Genomic DNA, 18,259 nt, shown 5'->3' on the forward strand with positions numbered 1-18,259 from the left:
ATGAAAAAATATTGGCAACTTCTTTTAATTGCCGGAATAATCGTTGTAACATTTACTGTGCACTATATACAAGTAGTGAACGCAAAAAACAAAGAGTACGATTTTACATTCGAAAAAATTTCAGGTGATGATAAATATATAGATTCATTGATGTTCGAAACAAGCTTTGAATATGGGATAAGCTACAATTCACTTCTTATTAGTAAAGATGAATCCACATTAATCGATTCTACCAATAACCTTAGAGAGCCGATAATGTTTCAAAGACTCATAAATGAACATAAAAACTTTATGCGCGGTAAAGCATTAATTGCAAATAACTTTTTTGAGGATGATACGAAGCTTATTTATGTGAAGGAACCTGAGGAAGGCTGGAAGGTAAAAGAGGGGAACACATACAGTTATGAAATTGATGTACTGGATAAAGTGAAGGATGAGAAAACTTCATTTACTATCGAGTCACAGCTGAAAAATAGATATAACTGGGTTTTTTACAGTGATATTACTGTTGTTGATAATGAGCTTAAACTTATTACAAAGCAAGTTGATAATGACGGAAGCGAAAAAATGTATCATGTAATTATCGATTTGAAAAAACAGCAGCTGCTGAGTGAAACTTTACTTGAAGAAGCAACAACAGATGAATCGACAAGAAAAAGTATTGATTCCTATAATTCGTATTCATATTTAGGTCATGAAAAATACCATGTCTATTCTATAAATTCTTTTGATATGAAGAGTCCTGAACAAGATCTTATTTCACATCAGTTCAGTGCGTTAAATACGGAAACGAATGAAATAACAGATATTCACTTACCAGAAGGTTTAGAACAGAACCTGCAAAGTATTGAGGTGGATGATAATTACTTAGTTATCGCCTATTCAACAAAAGAGGAAATAGTCATTTACAGATATAATATCGGACAGCAGCGATGGCTTGAACCGATTAATGAATCGTATCCTGTAAAAATGTTATATCCTGAACTTAACAGCACAATAGCACTAAACGGAAAATTCTACGTCATGCGAGAAGTGAATAATGATTTTGTAATCCAAATTTTTGATATTGAACAAGGTACATTACTATATGAAGGAGAACTTATCAATAATAATAATGTGCAACAGAAATATTCTATTCGGATAACTAATGTTTATGAATTAAAAGAGTAACTGGAAACAATTTATTGCTCATTGAATTTGGCTACCAACAGATTTTAGAGTTATATAATAGAAAGACGCTTAATCGTGGCATGTGCGGAAAATCTCCGGCAAGCAGCGATTAAGCGTCTTTTTTATATTACAGCTCGTATGGCAGCTTCTCTTCCATAAATTTCAGGAAAGCACGAACAGCCGGGGAGCTGTTTTTCTTTTTATTTGTATGGAGACCGAGGTTCCAAGGGAGTTTCGGATTCACGATTGGAATCGACCTGATCAGCTTATGATCGACTTTCGTTTCCATCGGCTTCGGTAAAATTGAAACGCCTAAATTTTCGCTGATCATGCCGCTGATGAATTCCCACTCCGAACTTTCAAAAGCAACTTCCGGATGGAACCCGACATGCAAACATTGCTGGATAATAAGATCATGGAATAATTTTTGTTTTATCAATATAAACGTTTCATGTTCCAACTCGTTTAAATCCACGTGATCCCGGTCCGCTAAAGGGTGGGTATGGTGAACGAAAAGCGAAAGTTCGTTACTTAGGAACGGTACGACATTAAATTCCTTTTCATTTGCCGGCAGCATCGCAACACCAATATCCAAACTGCCCTCCATAACATTTTGTTTGACCGTTTTTGAATCATCCTCGAATATTTGAATTTTAATATCGGGATATAGTTCATTAAATTCTTTAATAATTTTCGGGAAAAATAAAAATCCGATAATGGGTGGAATCCCCATTCTAATTTTTCCCTTTCTCAAATTCATTAAATCATAGAGATGAACGGATATATCATCCAATGATTCCATGATCTTTTCGCCTTCCGCCAATATAATCTCTCCGGCTTCCGTTAACTTGATTTTTTTTGCAGAGCGGTCAATCAACTCCACATTCAATTCCTCCTCCAAACTTTTGACTACTTTACTTAGTGTTGACTGGGATAAGTGGAGAGACTTTGAAGCTTTTGTAAAACTATTATACTTTGCTACTTCAATGAAGTAAGTAAGTTGGCGAATATCCATTTAGTACGTCTCCTCCTAACTATGAATTTTATGCATACTTTACATTCTAACTATGAATTTTACTCAATATAAGGACGGTTGTATACTAAATGTGTACGAGTTGTGAATATTTTTTCCACCTTGTTCGAAAATGTTAATAGCTTATTGTAATACAAATTTACAATAAATTTTCATTTTACCATTCACTTTATCTCGAATTGAACTACTAATTCGAGATTTATCTTTTTACATTCCCATTAATTATTAAGGAGGTCATTAAGGCAAACATCTTGCATTAATCAAATGCACAATCTAAAAAATTTTTAATAGAACACGAGGTTAATCATAATGAATATTTTAGGAATTATAGGGATTTTGTTAGGGATTCTAACAGTTATTCTCTTTATCGTTAAGAAGCACAACATAATTGTTGCAGCACCAATTGCTACAATCGTTCTTCTACTGTTTAACGATGTGCCGATACTTGAATCGGTATTTGGTAAAGAAAATTCGTACATGACGTTCCTTGCCGGCTTCGTTGCATCGAACTTCGCGATTTTCCTATTAGGATCGATTTTAGCGAAGTACATGGATGTGGGTGGTGCCACTGTATCGATTGCCAATAGAATCTTGTCAATAGTTGGTACGAAAAACCCATATAACGCGTTAGTAGCATTATTTATTATTTCTGCCATTTTAACTTACGGTGGTATTAACGTATTCGTTATTATTTTCGCTTTAGTTCCAATGGCTAGACCGATTTTCCAGCAATTAAATATTTCATGGAAATTGGTTGTTATTCCGGTGTTTGGCGGTACGACAACATTCACAATGACGATGCTTCCTGGTGCACCTTCACTGCATAACATTGTTCCTTCAACAGCTTTAGGTACAACATTAACGGCAGCACCATTAATCGGTATTGTGACTTCTATCGCTGCAATCATTTTCATTTTAGTATTTATGAAAATTGTTCTGAACCGCAGCTTAAGTAAAAATGAAGTATTTGAAGATCGCTTTGCTGCAGTAGAATCTCCTACTGAACAAAAACGTGAACTTCCGTCATTCTTCATCAGTTTACTGCCAATCATTGTGTTATTAGGTACAATCCTAATCTTCAGTAAAGTAAACTACATTATTTTTATTGCATTAATTATCGCGATTCTTTTAAGCGCTGTATTATTCCGAAAACAAATTAAGAATCAAAAAGAATTACTTAGTGACGGTGCAAATGAATCTGTTGGTTCAACAATTACAACTGGTAGTACAATCGCATTCGGTAGTATTGCAACAGGTGTACCAGCATTCAAAGGTATCTTCTCGTTAATTCAGTCGATTCCTGGACCACCAGTTCTTTCTTTAATGGTAGGTACTGGTTTAATCGGTGGTATTACGGCATCTGCTGTAGGGGCAATCGGCATTTCGATCGCAAACTTTGTACCATATTATTTAGAACTAGGCTTAGATCCAGAAACAATTCACCGTGCAGTTGCAATTGGTTCCGTGTCACTTTCCATCGTTCCTTATTCTGGATTCCTACTGATTTTCAACAGAATCACAGGGTTATCGATGAAAGAATCGTTTAAAAATGGTTTCATTTCTGTTTGTGTCACACACTGGGTAGCAATGGCGATTGTCGTTATTATGGCGGTAATGGGCTTAGCTTAAGCAAAGTGAATTTTTGAAAACGCTTTATCTTCATTCAGGGGCGTGTCCGCTGGTGCGAAGTTGATGAATTAAGTATGAAAAGAAGTTGGATTTTATAAATCATCGTCTTATCAAATATATTTTTTGGAGGAATTTGTAATGGCTAAAAAAATCGGATTTATCGGATTAGGAACTATGGGCTTCCCGATGGCGGCTAACTTAAAGAAAGCTGGATTTGAAGTCATCGGCTTTGACGCTTGGAAAGGTGTTTACGAGAAAGCTGAAGCTGCTGGTTTCACAATGGTAGATACAGTGAAAGAAGTTGCTGAATTAGCAGATGAGGCAATCATCTCAATGGTTCGTGACTATGCACAAAACGTAGACGTTATTTTCGGTGATAACGGTATCCTTTCAGCTGAAAACGCTGCTGGTAAAACGGTAATCGTTATGAGTACTCTTTCTCCTGATGCTATGAACGAATTGGGCAACCGTGTTGAAACGGAAAGCGGCTTAAAATTAATCAGTGCTGCAGTTTCCGGCGGCGCATCAGGTGCAGCTGCTGGTACATTATCAATCATGACTTCAGGTGCAGAAGAAATCGTGAAAGGTTTCACTCCATACTTCGATGCTATGGGCTCAAACACTTTCTACTACGGTTCTGAAGCAGGCAACAGCCAAGTAGCGAAATTAGTGAACAACATGATCTTAGGTATCAACATGAATGCTGTTGCAGAAGGCTTAAAATTAGGTAACCACTACGGATTACCACAAGAAGAAATTATTAAGTTATTACAAGTAAGTACTGGCGACAGCTGGGTAGCACGTAACTGGTCAGATGTATCTGAGTGGACTGCAGATACAGCATTAGCAGTATTACAAAAAGACTTAAAAGCAACTTACGAAGACAGCATTAACAACAACTTAGAAATGCCGTTTAACGCATTATCTTCAATTCAATTATTCCATTCAATGGGTAAAGAAAAGAAATAAGCTTAGATGCACATAGCAAATCCCGCTATCTTTTATGTTAGCGGGATTTTTTATCTTCATAGAGGTATGTTCGTTTACCGAGAGTATTTAATCCTTAAGCAAACTTCAACTTTTTCTTTATAACCAACACCAATTTCAACTCTCGAAGAATAGTATAGTCTTAAACAAATGATTGACTGAATATTCACATTTATTTACACTGAGGAAAATGAGGCGACATAGAGAGACAGCTAGAATTAGACAAAGGAGAGGGTATGTTGTGATTAAATGGAAGAGCAAAGAGCAGTTAAGGCAATTATTATGTGAACTTGTACAAGTGCAAAGTGTTTCAGGTTCACAGGCAGAAAAGGAATTCCCTGATATTGTAGTGAATAAACTGTCGGAGCTGGTGTATTTCAAAGAAAACCCTGGCCATTTAAATCGAACATATTTGAGTGACGGGCGCAGTTTTATTAACGCGTTGGTCAAAAAATCTCCAGATACAAAAAAAACAATTGTATTAATTAGTCACTTTGATGTAGTGGATGTTCAGGACTACGGAAAATGGAAACAATATGCTTTTGATCCTGAGAAGCTAACGGAACAATTTTACTCGATCAAGGACGACTTGCCTGAAGCAGTGCGAGTTGATATGGAGAGCGGAAACTGGCTATTCGGCAGAGGGACAATGGATATGAAATGCGGGCTTGCCTTGCATATGTCCATTATTGAGCGAGCGACGTTCGGAGAGTACGACGGCAACATTCTTTTATTGACCGTTCCTGATGAGGAAGTAAACTCTGAAGGAATGCGAGCAGCGGTTCCAAAACTTGTACAACTTTCAAAAGAGCATGGTCTTGAATACACTACGGTTTTAAATTCAGAGCCGATGTTCAGCAATTTTCCGGGTGATAAAAATAATTACTTCTATACAGGATCTATCGGAAAAGCATTGCCGGGCTTTTTATGCTACGGGAAGGAAGCCCATGTTGGGGAACCGTTCGGGGGATTGAATGCAAATTATATGGCATCGGTAATCACAGCTGAAATGGAATTAAATACAGATTTTTGTGAAAAGGTGGGCAAAGAAATTACACCGCCTCCTACGAACTTAATTTATCACGACTTGAAAACGGAGTATTCCACACAAATTTCACACCGGGCTGTGACGCTGTTTAATTTATTTCTATTTGAAAGAAGCATGACAGACGTTGTTTCATTGCTTCAGCAAAAAGCGATTAGAGCAGCAAGTGAAATAGAACAGTCCTATATGAACAAAGCTACGAAGTACTCACAGCATACGGAGTTTACACCGCAAGAATTAAAAGTGAAGGTCATGACGTATGAGGAAATTTATGAATATGCGCTAGAGAAATACGGTGAGGAAAAAGTTGAAGGGCTTCTATCAAATCGGGACAGCGAAAAAGATGATCGGAAACGAACAATTGATCTAGTCGATCAATTAGCTGCGTTATGTAATGAACTGGCACCGATGATTGTCATTTTCTTTGCGCCGCCATTTTATCCTGCAATCAGTTCGGGCAAAAATGGACGCATCAGCAACCTTGTAAATGAGTTGAAGCAATACACGCAGGAAACATATGATATGGAGTTCCACATTCAAAACTATTTCGCCGGAATATCGGATTTAAGTTATGTAGGTTTAAACTATGAAAACAGTTCAATTGCGTCGCTTATAAACAATATGCCGGTTTGGGATAAAGGCTACTCGCTGCCGATCGGGGATATGAAAAAGCTGAATGTACCGGTGCTGAACATTGGTCCGGTTGGGAGAGATCCGCATAAGTGGACAGAGCGGCTTGACGCGGATTTTGCATTTGTAACATTAGTCGATCTATTGCAATTGACAATTGAAAAATTATTCGCTGCGCATTATGAGGTGAATGAACAAATAGTAAGCAAATAATACTCTGCCTTTAACGTTTTAACGTTAGATTTATGTTACAGTGGGAATACTAACCGCGAAATAGAGCGGAGTTGGAGGCTTATTATGACAAATACAGTAGACGAACTATTAGAATCGCTCGTGGCAGCGACAATAAATAATGAAGTGAAGTGGAGTAAAGGTACGGAAGCACTGGAAGATGTGTTAGAAGAAGTATACGGCAACACGGAAAAGCTTTATTTCTTCTTTGATGAAGAAGAAGGTTCAAACATCGTTTTAGCAACGTATCAATATTACGAAGGCGAAGTAGAAGCCGATGAATTTTTAAAAGAAGGCATAAGCCTGTTTGTCATCGATGCAGATGATTTTGAGATTTTAAATGAAGTAACAGATGAAGATGCAGACGATGTAAAGTTATTTCCTGCTTTAATGGAAGCGATTGAAGAAGCGAAGTAAACTTTAAAGATATAACGGGTGTGGACAGTGTTTTATATGGTTCACACCCTTATTTTTTATTTATACGAGCTCAAACACTATGCCTTCAGGATAAATGCCAATATAGGTCTCCTCATCATTTAAATAGGCAATTTCCGCTCCATCAATTACTTGATGTTCGGTTAGTACTGTTAAGATTGATCTCAGTGCTAATCCTAAATCAACAACGAGGCAGAACGTAATGCCGGCACCATCCCCGATTTCGGAGCCATAAAGCTCGCCGTTTCCAGTTTCGTGCAAAATATCATCTAATAAATCCTCCACAAACAGGCTTCTTTCTTCCGCTTCTTCAAACTGCTCTTCCAGTTCATAACGGTATTGAACAGCAATTTTAATTAAAGAACCGGGATCTACATATTCATAGCCTTGATTGACCTTCTCTGCTGCCAGTTTTTCCATGACGCGTTTAGAACTTTGGAAAAATCCTAACGGCAGTTCCTCCTCCTTACCTTGCTCACCTAATGTCCCGGATAATATATGAATCTGCTTATTCATTTTCCAGGCTTGCCAAAATTGTGTGCCACCGTTCATTTTCTTTAATAATCGAATCATTTTCCATCCTCCATATCCTATCTAAAATCTCATACCCATTAAACTATGTAACTAGACAACAGAAAGTTAAAAAAAGGAATCTTTTTTTCTCGCACTTTTTTTATTAGAACAATTAAACACGATTTCAGAAAAACTCAACCCGATATTGGAAAGTCTGGAGGTGATATTAGAACAACTGGAGAATAAATTTGAAAATCGCAACTTTATTAGAACAAATAAAATGATATTAGAACTTCTGTAACTATGTTAGAATACCCGGCCAAACTCTAGTGACACCCGGCACAAATCCCGGACAACATAATCCAGCCCAACAAAAAACGCCCGGTAACCACTCAACCAAGGCGTTCCACTCAACCAATCAATAACCGCTATTCAACAATTTAAACCCTTTCACCGCTAACGGCACTTCACCAAAGGGCTTTTGATCAAATTGTTCTTCGATATAAATTTCCGCCAGCATCTGCTCGCGTTCACCGGCCGATTCAGCATGCTTTACTGCGACAACTGCTTCGTATAGACGAGCAAGCTGTTGCATCAGCGCTTTTGCTTCGAGCGTTTGCATTGCCGGATCTAGTGTGACAAACACTGCAAAACGCTGCTCCACGACAGAGGCAAGCTGCTGCAAATACGGATGGCTCGTTTGCTGTAGTTCATGAAGGAGCGTAATATGCGCATTTTTTTGCACAAGGCGAATGAGCTCATGTGCCAAAATGTTCGCAGTTCCTTCCCAAACGGTTAATACTTGGGCATCCCGAAGTAAACGGGGGAGTACGAAATCCTCGATATAGCCGTTGCCGCCATGTAGTTCAATTGCTTCATGGGTAAATTCGATCGCCCATTCTGCGGTTTCCTTTTTCACTAACGCAATTAACAGGCGGACGATTTGCTGTTCGTCTTCAGATGCATTACCGCCGATAACCTCCTCATAGCGCGATACTAAATCAAATAACGCGACAAGTGATGCATGCCATTTTGCGTGCAATGCGCCTAATGAATGCTTCACCATCGGAAACTCGGCAACAGTCTGGCCAAAAGCAATACGCCCGTTTGTATAATGGACCGCTTCATCAAGGGCACGTTTCATAATGCCGACTGATGCTGCGGCATTGCAAATCCGGGATAAGTTCAGTGCTTCGAGCATATAGTAAATCCCTTTGGACGGATCCCCGACAACATATGCTTTCGCACCGTTAAATTCAACTTCACCTGATGGTACCGCTTTTACGCCAAGCTTATCTTTCAATCGGCGGATTGTAATGTGATTAAGCTCACCATTGTCTTCACGCCACGGTACAGCAAACAATGTTAAGCCTTTCGAGCCTTGCTTGGAATTGGTCGTCTGGCGTGCAAGTACCATTGCCACTCCGCACATACCCGCATTCGACGCAAAGTACTTTTCGCCGTATAAACGCCACTCACCTTGTTCGAATCGCGCTTCCACGATGTTCGCACCGACATCGGAACCTCCTTGACGCTCCGTTAAAAACGTGGCTCCTTCAAATAATTCGGTTTCGCCTGTTGCACAAATATGCGGCATAAACTTCTGCTTGAGCTCATCAGATGCATAGTGCTCGAATAAATAAGCCGTGGCCATCGTCAATGTAACAGGACAGTAAAAGCCGGGCTCAGTTTGCGACAATAAATAACCTTGTGCAAAGCTGTATACATAATTGCCTTTATGACCTAATTCCGGAATGTCTTTATGCACATAGCCGACAATTCCTGTTGCATAAGTCTCGGCAACCGTTTGTTTATAGCCTTCGTTTACAATGACTTCACTCACTTCATCGCCGTATGCATTATACCGACGTAATCTCGGTTCGCCTTCCCGGTCTGTCACTTTGGCACGGGCATCAATTGGTCCTGCACAAAGCGCACCGAATGCAGTCAGCCGTTCATCTGCATAACGGTAAAAAGAAGGCGAAAGCTTTTGCTGTAATAGCTGATGCAATGTTTGATCAAATTCATAAAAGTTCTGGCTCTTTTCACGTTTATTGGCTAACACTTGCATTTGCTTCACCTCTTAGCTGTTGTTTTAATATTTTACCGGAAGCATTGCGCGGAAGTGCTTCAGCTTGTTCAAAGATTTTCGGGATTTTAAATGCGGCAAGTTTGCTTTCTAAGTGCTCGCGAATTTCCTGCTCGGAAACAGGGACTTTCGCACAGTAAACCGCTTTTACAGTTTCACCCCATTCAGGATGCGGCACGCCGAACACCGCTACTTCAAAAATAGCGTCATGCAGCAGCATCTGATCTTCAATTTCTTTCGGATAAATATTGACGCCGCCGGAAATAATTACATCTTTTTTACGGTCAACAATGTAAATATAGCCTTCCTCGTCAATGCGGGCTAAATCGCCTGAACGTACCCAGCCATCAACGAAAGTATTTTTCGTTTCTTCAGGATTTTTATAGTACTCTTTCATATTACCTTCACCATATAAAACGATTTCGCCAATTTCTCCAGGAGTTACATCTTCATTTAATGTGTTAATAACACGCAGCTCTGTTCCGAATGGTGCACGCTTTCCGATACTACCTGCTTTATGAGGATGGTCGGCAGCATGTAAAATCGACCCGCTCGGACCGGCTTCCGTTAAACCGTACACACATACTAAGTTGTCCGTATTAAACTGCTGTTGAATATAGACGACTTCTTTTTCAGACAGCGGTGCCCCTCCGTAAACCCACCATTTCATTGACGAAAGGTCTGCATTTGCGATGCGCGGTGAGCCGGCAGTTAAAAGATAGGCAACAGGTGCCCCGAAAAAGTGTGTCGTTTTGTATTTTTCTACCGTATCTATTAACAAGTCAGGCGTAAACGTCGGTGTGAGTACAGCGGTTGCCCCGACTAAAACAGCTGTAACTAAAAATAAATTCAATGGAGCTGAATGCGTTAACGGCATCATAATCAGCATTCGACTTTCAGGCTTTACTTCCATTTCAATTGCAATCATATGCGATACAGCAAGTACATTACGGTTAGTCAGTAAAACTCCCTTTGGATTGCCGGTTGTGCCGGAAGTATAAAGTAAAGTCGAATCGTCATCCTCCACTAAATCACAGCATACAACTTCATTAGGGGCAGCTGTCTGGAAATGATCGAAGCTTTGCCAGTCATGGACAGCAGGACCTGTTTTTACTTTTAGACCATTGAACATAATCGTAGCAGCCTGTTCGAAAATCAACTCATGGACAAAGATCGCCTTTGCATCGCTATGATTGAGCACATACTCAATTTCACGCGTGACAAACTTGGCATTGATCGGTACAACGACAGCACCAACACGCTGAATGGCAAAGTAAAGCGTGACAAACTCTTGCACATTTGGCATGAAAATCCCGACTTTATCACCTTTAACGATTCCGCTTGTACGCAATGAGCCGGCGATTTTATTTACTTGTTCATCCAATTGTTGATACGTCGTTTCCTGACCGAGACTAATGACAGCAATTTGATTCGGATACTTTCTTGCATGACGAGCTAACAGATTAGAAATATTCATGATTGGTCCTCCAATAATAGAATTAGTTTTTCTCGAAAAATAGCTTCCGTCCTTTCGATATCTTGACGGATTTCATACAACTCTTGAATCTTCTGGTCAATCTCCTTTAACTTTTGCTGACCGTATTCGATTGTCCGCTCCAGCTGTTTAATACCTGTACGGTCAAGGTCAAAAAGCAAAATCATTTCCTTAATTTCTTCCATAGAAAAGCCATACTTTTTTCCTCTGATAATTAGCTTGATCTTTGCCTCCTCCCGTTTGGAATAATGGCGCATTCCATTATGAGGTCGTGTCGGTTTTAAAATCCCGAGCTCTTCATAGTAGCGCAATGTTCTAGGTGTGAGTGCATATTCTTTAGCGATTGTTTTAATGGATTTCACATAGACACCCCCCATTGGCGAAAGTATACCATTTACGTTAACGTCAATTTAAAGAGAAATAAAGATTAAAATAGAAAAAATATTTATTAAGGGATGAAATAATGGGGAAGTGAGGTTTGAGTCAAATACAATCGTTATACTTTAGAAGTTATGATAAGGTTAATAGCCCTTATTAAATTCAGCGTGTTTCTCAATCGAGAAGCCGCTTTTTTATTTATATTCGTATAAAATTCTTACTATATAAAAAATAATCCGCAATAAGTAATAATCTCATTGACAATCATTATCAAATAGCATTATTATTTTAATTAGTGAAAATGATAATTGTTATCAATCAATTTTAAGGGGCGTTAATTAGATGAAAACGAAAAAGTTCTATTCTTTAATGGCAATGCTTTTCGTAGCAATGGGCTTACTAGTTGTTGCGGGCTGCTCAGATAAAGAAACAAGTACAGATGAGAATAAGTCAAATGAAACAACAGGCTCTTCGAATTCTGAAGATTCGGCAACTCAATACCCAATCGTAATTAAACATGCATTAGGTGAAACAGTAATTGAAGAAAAACCGGAACGTGTAGCAACAGTTGCATGGGCAAACCATGATGTGGCACTTGCTCTTGGTGTAGTACCAGTAGGTTTCTCAGCAGCAAATTACGGTGTACAAGATGAAAGCGGTATGCTTCCATGGACAGCAGAAAAATTAAAAGAGCTTGGTGAAGAAAATCCGAACATCTACCAAGATACAGATGGTATAGATTTTGAAGCAATCTCAGATTCAAATCCGGATGTGATTTTAGCGGCATATTCAGGAATTACACAAGAAGAGTATGATACATTAAGCGAGATTGCACCAGTTGTTGCATATCCGGAAATTCCATGGGTTATTACATGGCGTGACCAAATCCTATACAATTCAAAAGGTATGGGTATGGAAGAAGAAGGTAAACAATTGATCGCTGATACAGAAAAATTAATCCAAGATAAAGCAAACGAATTCCCGGAAATCAAAGGTAAGAAAGCGGCGTTCGGTATGTTTAACGCGACAGATTTATCGAAGTTCTATATCTATACACCAGCTGATCCACGCGGTGAATTACTGGAAGAGCTAGGTATGGAATATCCGGAAAGCATTAAAGCGCAAGTTCAGGATGAAAACAGCTTCTATATCGAGTTAAGTGCAGAAAATGCAGATGCTTTAAATGATGCTGAAATTCTGATTGCCTATGGCGATGACAACACATTAAAAGCACTTCAGGCAGATCCGATTTTAGGTAAAGTACCTGCAATCAAAAATGGTACGGTTTTAATTATTCCTGACAACACACCACTTGCTGCTGCAGGAAATCCGAACCCGCTGTCAATTCAATATACAATCGACGAATATGTAACTTTAATTTCGGAAGTTGCAAAAAAGTTAAAGTAATATGAAAAGTACATCCGTTTTAGAAAAGAAACAAATTATGATGCCGCGCAATTTTATAAAAGTATTATTGCTTTTAATAATTTTACTCGGACTATGTATACTAGCATCACTTGTATTTGGTTCGCGGATGATTAGCTGGACAGACCTTCTGAATGGGTTATTCCATTCAGAGGCTCAGTCTCATGAAGCGAACGTCGTAAGGCAGCGTGTAGTAAGAACAGTTTTTTGCTTACTATGTGGTGCAGCATTAGGTGTTTCCGGAGCGCTTATGCAATCGGTGACACGTAACCCTATTGCAGATCCAAGTATATTAGGTGTCAATACAGGGGCATCCCTTTTTGTCGTTTGCGGCATTGCCTTTTTGAATATCAGTTCAGCAAATCAGTATATTTGGCTTGCGATAGCGGGAGCTTTTATTACCGCTATTTTTGTATTTGGGATTGGTTCAATGGGGAAAGGTGGTGCGACACCACTAAAGCTTGTGTTGGCAGGTGCAGCTACGAGTGCAATTTTATCATCACTGGTTGTGGCAGTCATGATACCAAGAACGAATGTAATGGATCAGTTTAGATTTTGGCAAGTCGGAAGTGTCGGTTCCGGCAGCTGGGATACGATCACGTTATTTATTCCATTTATAGTAGTAGGACTATTTATTGCCTTAATTACAGCTCCGGCATTAAATGCGATGGCATTAGGTGATGATGTTGCGACAGGGCTGGGTGTACGCACAGGTACTGTAAGAATTGTAGCGGCATTAGGTGGCGTATTATTATGTGGTGCTGCAACGGCATTGGCAGGTCCAATCGGCTTTATTGGTTTATTAGCTACACATATCGTACGTCTCGTAGTAGGTCCTGATTTACGTTATATTATTCCGATGTCAGCATTGTCGGGGGCGATTATTTTAACCTTTTCCGATGTGATCGGAAGGCTTCTTGGCAGTCCAAGTGAGCTCGAAGTTGGAATTGTGACGGCCTTTATAGGTGCGCCGATTTTAATTTTAATTACGATGAAAGCGAAAATGCGTGCAATATGATGAATGAAACGATGAAGATGATTAAGACGTCAAGATTAAAAAGAAAACGCCGGTTTATATTGATGACTACTTTGATGGCAATCATTTCGCTAGTACTTTGCGGTTTGATGCTTATGCTTGGCAACACGATTTATCCGGTACAGGATGTCATAAAGGTTTTATTAGGTGAACAAGTGAAGGGAGCATCCTTTGCGGTAAATACAATTCGTTTTCCAAGAATGGTGGCCGGTTTGTTTGCAGGCTTTGCATTTGGTGTCGGGGGCTATATTTTCCAGACGATGCTGCGCAACCCGCTTGCAAATCCAAATGTAATCGGAATTACAACAGGTTCAAGTGCGGCAGCTGTATTTTGCATCATTGTATTAAATGCAAGCAATACGGTCGTATCCATCGCTGCTGTAATCGGAGGTCTTGCAACAGCTATCTTTATCTATCTGCTGGCAAAAGGCACATCCTTTTCGATTGGTCGACTTATTTTAATCGGTATCGGCATTCAGGCGATGCTGACGGCCTTTATCAACTATTTAATGCTCATCGGGGATACACATGATATTCCGGCTGCAATGAGATGGCTGAGCGGTAGTTTAAACGGTGCAAAATTAACGAACTTATACCCGCTAATTCTTATCGTGTGTATTTGCACTCCGATTTTAATGTATTTTGCAAAGCGTCTGGAAATGCTGGAACTTGGTGAACAGGCGGCAACATCTCTAGGCATCAATACAAATCAAACGAGAGTCATCCTTATTATTACGTCGGTGCTCATGATTGCATTGGCGACTGCTGCAACCGGTCCGATTGCCTTTATTTCCTTTTTGGCAGGTCCCATCGCAAAAAAATTAGTAGGTGTCGGATTTTCAGGTCTTATTCCTGCAGGTTTAATCGGGGTCATTTTAGTATTGGCGGCAGACCTTATCGGACAGTTTGCTTTTGAGACACGCTATCCAGTAGGGGTCATTACAGGGATAATCGGTGCACCATACTTAATTTATTTATTAATCCGTATTAATCGGAAAGGAGATTTATGATGAAATCGACACATACATTCCAAACGGAAAATCTTGTTGCAGGCTATGACAACAAAGCGATTTTACAAGGTGTTAGTCTAGCGATTCCAAGCAATAAAATCAGCATTATTATCGGTTCGAATGGCTGTGGAAAATCGACACTTTTAAAAACGATGGCACGATTAATCAAGCCAATCTCCGGCCAAGTATTGTTGGATGATAAATCGATTAACAAAATCCCGCCGAAGCAGCTTGCACGTGTTTTAGGACTTCTTCCGCAATCACCGATCGTACCTGAAGGCATCACAGTTGCTGACTTAGTTGGCAGGGGCCGGTTTCCACATCAGAGCTTTTTAAAAGGCTGGTCAACTGAGGATTACGATGCAGTTGCGGAAGCGATGGAAATGATGAACATTACCGAACTTGCCGACAGTCATATCGATGAGCTTTCAGGGGGGCAAAGACAACGTGTATGGATTGCAATGGCACTTGCACAGCAAACCGACATTTTGTTTTTGGACGAACCGACTACATACTTGGATATTACGTACCAAGTGGAGATTTTGGACTTATTGACGGATTTAAATCGTAAGCACGGAACGACAATTGTGATGGTACTTCATGATATTAATTTATCCGCCCGCTATGCCGACTATATTTTTGCTTTACATAAAGGTCGACTTGTTTCGGAGGGAGCACCAGCACACGTCATTACGAGTGAATTGATCAAAGATATATTTAATTTAAACTGTGTTGTCACACAAGATCCTGTTTCGGATTCGCCTTCTGTTGTACCTATCGGAAGACACCATTCGAAATCCGGAATGCTCGTTTAGCTGCAACTTAGTCAATGGAATCCGGAGGCGATTTCGCGAAAAGCGTTATTGTCCGACAAATGAAAAGAATGGAGTGTTTCGAATGAACGATATTTATGATGTAACGATAATTGGCGGTGGTCCTAGCGGATTATACAGTGCGTTCTATGCAGGGTTGAGAGATTTAAAAACAAAAATCATTGAGTTTCAGCCGACGCTCGGCGGGAAACTTCATGTTTATCCTGAAAAAATCATTTGGGATATCGGCGGTATGCCTCCAACACCAGCACAGCAAGTCATTGAAAATCTCATTAAACAGGGGCTGACATTTAAGCCAACCGTATGTCTAAATACGAAAGTCGATTTCATAACAAAAAAAGAAGATTTATTTGTGATTGAGACAAGTTCAGGCGAAAAACACTATTCGAAAAAAGTGATCGTTGCAGTAGGTGGCGGCATTATCAGTCCGATTAAATTGCATATTGAAGGCGCGGAAAAGTATGAAGTATCGAACTTGCATTATACAATTCGAGGCATTCAAAGCTTTAAGGACAAGTCACTGCTGATTTCAGGCGGTGGCAACTCGGCGATTGACTGGGCGAAGGATCTGATCGGCATTGCCAAGCAGATTACAGTTATTTACCGAGGCGAAAAGCTATCTGCACACGAAGCACAAATCCGACATTTGCAGGATAATGGCGTTCCGATCATTACAAATACACAGATTAAAACCCTTGTGGCTAATGAGACGAAAACAAAAATAGAAGAAGTCATTTTGGAAAATGTCGTAACAAAGGAAACATCGAAAATCGTAGTGGATGATGTCCTTGTCAACCACGGCTATGACCGGGATTCTTCCTTTTCTTTTGATGCGGCACTCTCTCCGGAAAAGGATAAAGACTATGACTATTATTATTTGACGGACGGTAAAGGGCTGACATCGGTTGACGGTATTTACGCTGTTGGTGATATTTCCAAATATGATAACAAAGTATATTTAATTACCGGTACATTCCAGGATGCGGTCAATGCGATCAATGCCATCAAAATTAGCCTTGAACCAACAGCAGATCAGTATGCAAAAGTTTCTTCGCATAATGAAGTGTTCGAAAAACGCAACAGGGAACTAATGAAGGACATTCTGGTGAACGGCTAGTACGATCAAATAGAATAATTACAACGCAGAAGTTTTTGTGAACTTCTGCGTTTTTTTATGATATAAGGGTAATATTCAATTATAATGAAAGTACCAGATTTATGGAATTTATACGGTGTATCTAAGGAAGGGGATTGCGATGGTTTTTCAAAGAGTAGTTGATTATAAATGGCTCTTGATTGCATGTGTCATTTTACTGGGCAATATGATTGTTTATCAGTTATCGTTTGTTTCCGCACTTTCAGATGAGCAAGTACATGGAATGGTAATCGGTTCACTAATAGACTGTGCGGTTGTGGCACCGGCACTTCTCCTGCTGCAAAAAGGAAAATGGACTATCAAAAATTTTGTTGTCTTTGTTGCTACGGGTATTTTATTTGCTCGACTAGTCATCCCTAATGGATTGATGGAACCTTTCCGTTATATAACTTTTTCTGCAATCGCTGTTGAAGCGGGATTGGTTTTAATAGAATTAATCATTTTATTTGTTTTCATAAAATATTTACCTAGCACCATTCGGTCGGTCAAATTAGAGCAGGAGCAACTTATTTTTGCATTTCCTCGAATCGTAGCAGAGAAAGTAAAAGATAATGTATTAATGAGAGTACTTTGCCAGGAGATACTTGTTTTTTATTATGCGTTTTGCAGTTGGAAGAAAAAACAGCCAAGCGGATATACCGTTCACAAAAATACAATGTACGTAGGTGTTTTAGTGATGATTTTCCATGCGGCATTATTTGAAGCAGTCGCCTTTCATTGGTTCTTCCATGACCGTATGCCGATTTTAGCTTGGGGCCATACAGTTCTCTCACTTTATGGACTCATATTCTTGCTAGCAGATTCCCGCGCATTAGTACTAAATCCAGTCCGTATCGAAAACGGAAATTTATATCTTTCCAACGGCTTATTGAAACAAACAAAAATTGATCTGAAAAATATTTCCAGGTTGCATACGTCCGTACAAGATGAAAAGATCCATCATTTTAAAGTATTAGGAAATACAGAGGAGCAGCCTGATTTTATTATTGAGCTGAAAGAATTGCAGACAATTCAAGTAGTAGGCGGATTTGAAAAAAAGGCAAAGTATATTGGGGTTTATGCAGACGCGCCCGCGCTTTTACGTAGCGAAATAGAGTTAGCGATAATAGAGAAATAGTGTAAAAGATTAAGAAATGGGGTATAGATTATAGAACGCGAACGCAA

Annotated in this window: 16 protein-coding genes; 11 read left to right on the top strand and 5 right to left on the bottom strand. The window is 39.5% G+C overall.

The window, feature by feature from the left end; all coding sequences use genetic code 11:
• Complete coding sequence (locus tag ACQKN3_RS13695) at positions 1 to 1,170, top strand: hypothetical protein (RefSeq protein ID WP_427712269.1); 1,170 nt, start codon at positions 1 to 3, stop codon at positions 1,168 to 1,170.
• A 127-nt stretch (positions 1,171 to 1,297) separates the two neighbouring features.
• Here the strand turns inward: ACQKN3_RS13695 and ACQKN3_RS13700 are convergent, their stop codons facing one another.
• Positions 1,298 to 2,185, bottom strand: coding sequence for a LysR family transcriptional regulator (locus ACQKN3_RS13700; protein WP_427712272.1), 888 nt, complete (start codon positions 2,183 to 2,185; stop codon positions 1,298 to 1,300).
• A 327-nt stretch (positions 2,186 to 2,512) separates the two neighbouring features.
• Here ACQKN3_RS13700 and ACQKN3_RS13705 point away from each other — a divergent pair, with 327 nt between their 5' ends.
• From ACQKN3_RS13705 to ACQKN3_RS13720, 4 genes are all read left to right on the top strand, one after another.
• Entirely contained in the window at positions 2,513 to 3,832 is a 1,320-nt protein-coding gene (locus tag ACQKN3_RS13705; protein WP_427712275.1) for a GntP family permease, read from the top strand.
• 138 nt (positions 3,833 to 3,970) lie between these two features.
• Positions 3,971 to 4,801 (top strand): NAD(P)-dependent oxidoreductase, encoded by an 831-nt coding sequence (locus tag ACQKN3_RS13710; RefSeq protein WP_427712277.1) that lies wholly within the window; start codon positions 3,971 to 3,973, stop codon positions 4,799 to 4,801.
• Positions 4,802 to 5,060: 259 nt separating this feature from the next.
• Positions 5,061 to 6,707: a M20/M25/M40 family metallo-hydrolase gene (locus ACQKN3_RS13715; RefSeq protein ID WP_427712280.1), complete on the top strand. Its 1,647-nt coding sequence runs from the start codon at positions 5,061 to 5,063 to the stop codon at positions 6,705 to 6,707.
• Between the two features lie 84 nt (positions 6,708 to 6,791).
• The gene (locus ACQKN3_RS13720; protein WP_427712283.1) at positions 6,792 to 7,142 is read left to right on the top strand and encodes a hypothetical protein; all 351 of its coding nucleotides are present in this window, start codon (positions 6,792 to 6,794) and stop codon (positions 7,140 to 7,142) included.
• A 60-nt stretch (positions 7,143 to 7,202) separates the two neighbouring features.
• On the opposite strand, the gene ACQKN3_RS13725 is transcribed toward ACQKN3_RS13720, so the two are convergent.
• The 4 genes from ACQKN3_RS13725 to ACQKN3_RS13740 all read right to left on the bottom strand — a co-directional run bounded on the left by ACQKN3_RS13725 (position 7,203) and on the right by ACQKN3_RS13740 (position 11,619).
• Positions 7,203 to 7,733: a hypothetical protein gene (locus ACQKN3_RS13725; protein WP_427712286.1), complete on the bottom strand. Its 531-nt coding sequence runs from the start codon at positions 7,731 to 7,733 to the stop codon at positions 7,203 to 7,205.
• A 358-nt stretch (positions 7,734 to 8,091) separates the two neighbouring features.
• Complete coding sequence (locus tag ACQKN3_RS13730; RefSeq protein WP_427712288.1) at positions 8,092 to 9,744, bottom strand: acyl-CoA dehydrogenase family protein; 1,653 nt, start codon at positions 9,742 to 9,744, stop codon at positions 8,092 to 8,094.
• Positions 9,725 to 11,239: a class I adenylate-forming enzyme family protein gene (locus ACQKN3_RS13735; protein WP_427712290.1), complete on the bottom strand. Its 1,515-nt coding sequence runs from the start codon at positions 11,237 to 11,239 to the stop codon at positions 9,725 to 9,727. Before ACQKN3_RS13735 ends, ACQKN3_RS13730 begins: the two co-directional genes overlap by 20 nt.
• Positions 11,236 to 11,619 (bottom strand): MerR family transcriptional regulator, encoded by a 384-nt coding sequence (locus tag ACQKN3_RS13740; RefSeq protein ID WP_427712293.1) that lies wholly within the window; start codon positions 11,617 to 11,619, stop codon positions 11,236 to 11,238. The genes ACQKN3_RS13735 and ACQKN3_RS13740 overlap by 4 nt, the downstream gene beginning before the upstream one ends.
• Positions 11,620 to 11,977: 358 nt before the next feature.
• On the opposite strand from ACQKN3_RS13740, the gene ACQKN3_RS13745 reads away from it, so the two are divergent.
• From ACQKN3_RS13745 to ACQKN3_RS13770, 6 genes are all read left to right on the top strand, one after another.
• Positions 11,978 to 13,042 carry an iron-siderophore ABC transporter substrate-binding protein gene (locus ACQKN3_RS13745; RefSeq protein WP_251690134.1) on the top strand — a complete coding sequence of 355 codons (1,065 nt, stop codon included), beginning with the start codon at positions 11,978 to 11,980 and terminating at the stop codon, positions 13,040 to 13,042.
• Between the two features lies 1 nt (position 13,043).
• A complete protein-coding gene (locus ACQKN3_RS13750) occupies positions 13,044 to 14,078 on the top strand; it encodes a FecCD family ABC transporter permease (protein WP_427712296.1) in 1,035 nt (344 codons plus the stop codon).
• Positions 14,075 to 15,106: a FecCD family ABC transporter permease gene (locus tag ACQKN3_RS13755; protein WP_427712299.1), complete on the top strand. Its 1,032-nt coding sequence runs from the start codon at positions 14,075 to 14,077 to the stop codon at positions 15,104 to 15,106. Before ACQKN3_RS13750 ends, ACQKN3_RS13755 begins: the two co-directional genes overlap by 4 nt.
• The gene (locus ACQKN3_RS13760; protein WP_427712303.1) at positions 15,106 to 15,921 is read left to right on the top strand and encodes an ABC transporter ATP-binding protein; all 816 of its coding nucleotides are present in this window, start codon (positions 15,106 to 15,108) and stop codon (positions 15,919 to 15,921) included. Before ACQKN3_RS13755 ends, ACQKN3_RS13760 begins: the two co-directional genes overlap by 1 nt.
• Positions 15,922 to 16,003: 82 nt before the next feature.
• Complete coding sequence (locus ACQKN3_RS13765; RefSeq protein WP_427712305.1) at positions 16,004 to 17,056, top strand: NAD(P)/FAD-dependent oxidoreductase; 1,053 nt, start codon at positions 16,004 to 16,006, stop codon at positions 17,054 to 17,056.
• A gap of 139 nt (positions 17,057 to 17,195) precedes the next feature.
• The gene (locus ACQKN3_RS13770) at positions 17,196 to 18,212 is read left to right on the top strand and encodes a hypothetical protein (protein ID WP_427712307.1); all 1,017 of its coding nucleotides are present in this window, start codon (positions 17,196 to 17,198) and stop codon (positions 18,210 to 18,212) included.
• Positions 18,213 to 18,259 lie beyond the last annotated feature (47 nt).

This window comes from Solibacillus sp. NPDC093137 (assembly GCF_050280445.1).
In the GTDB taxonomy this organism is placed as follows: Bacteria; Bacillota; Bacilli; order Bacillales_A; family Planococcaceae; genus Solibacillus; species Solibacillus isronensis_B.

Coding starts and splice junctions, on each gene's coding strand:
- ACQKN3_RS13695 (WP_427712269.1), top strand. CDS start 1: ATGAAAAAATATTGGCAACTTCTTTTAATTGCCGGAATAATCGTTGTA.
- ACQKN3_RS13700 (WP_427712272.1), bottom strand. CDS start 2,185: ATGGATATTCGCCAACTTACTTACTTCATTGAAGTAGCAAAGTATAAT.
- ACQKN3_RS13705 (WP_427712275.1), top strand. CDS start 2,513: ATGAATATTTTAGGAATTATAGGGATTTTGTTAGGGATTCTAACAGTT.
- ACQKN3_RS13710 (WP_427712277.1), top strand. CDS start 3,971: ATGGCTAAAAAAATCGGATTTATCGGATTAGGAACTATGGGCTTCCCG.
- ACQKN3_RS13720 (WP_427712283.1), top strand. CDS start 6,792: ATGACAAATACAGTAGACGAACTATTAGAATCGCTCGTGGCAGCGACA.
- ACQKN3_RS13725 (WP_427712286.1), bottom strand. CDS start 7,733: ATGATTCGATTATTAAAGAAAATGAACGGTGGCACACAATTTTGGCAA.
- ACQKN3_RS13730 (WP_427712288.1), bottom strand. CDS start 9,744: ATGCAAGTGTTAGCCAATAAACGTGAAAAGAGCCAGAACTTTTATGAA.
- ACQKN3_RS13735 (WP_427712290.1), bottom strand. CDS start 11,239: ATGAATATTTCTAATCTGTTAGCTCGTCATGCAAGAAAGTATCCGAAT.
- ACQKN3_RS13745 (WP_251690134.1), top strand. CDS start 11,978: ATGAAAACGAAAAAGTTCTATTCTTTAATGGCAATGCTTTTCGTAGCA.
- ACQKN3_RS13750 (WP_427712296.1), top strand. CDS start 13,044: ATGAAAAGTACATCCGTTTTAGAAAAGAAACAAATTATGATGCCGCGC.
- ACQKN3_RS13755 (WP_427712299.1), top strand. CDS start 14,075: ATGATGAATGAAACGATGAAGATGATTAAGACGTCAAGATTAAAAAGA.
- ACQKN3_RS13760 (WP_427712303.1), top strand. CDS start 15,106: ATGAAATCGACACATACATTCCAAACGGAAAATCTTGTTGCAGGCTAT.
- ACQKN3_RS13765 (WP_427712305.1), top strand. CDS start 16,004: ATGAACGATATTTATGATGTAACGATAATTGGCGGTGGTCCTAGCGGA.
- ACQKN3_RS13770 (WP_427712307.1), top strand. CDS start 17,196: ATGGTTTTTCAAAGAGTAGTTGATTATAAATGGCTCTTGATTGCATGT.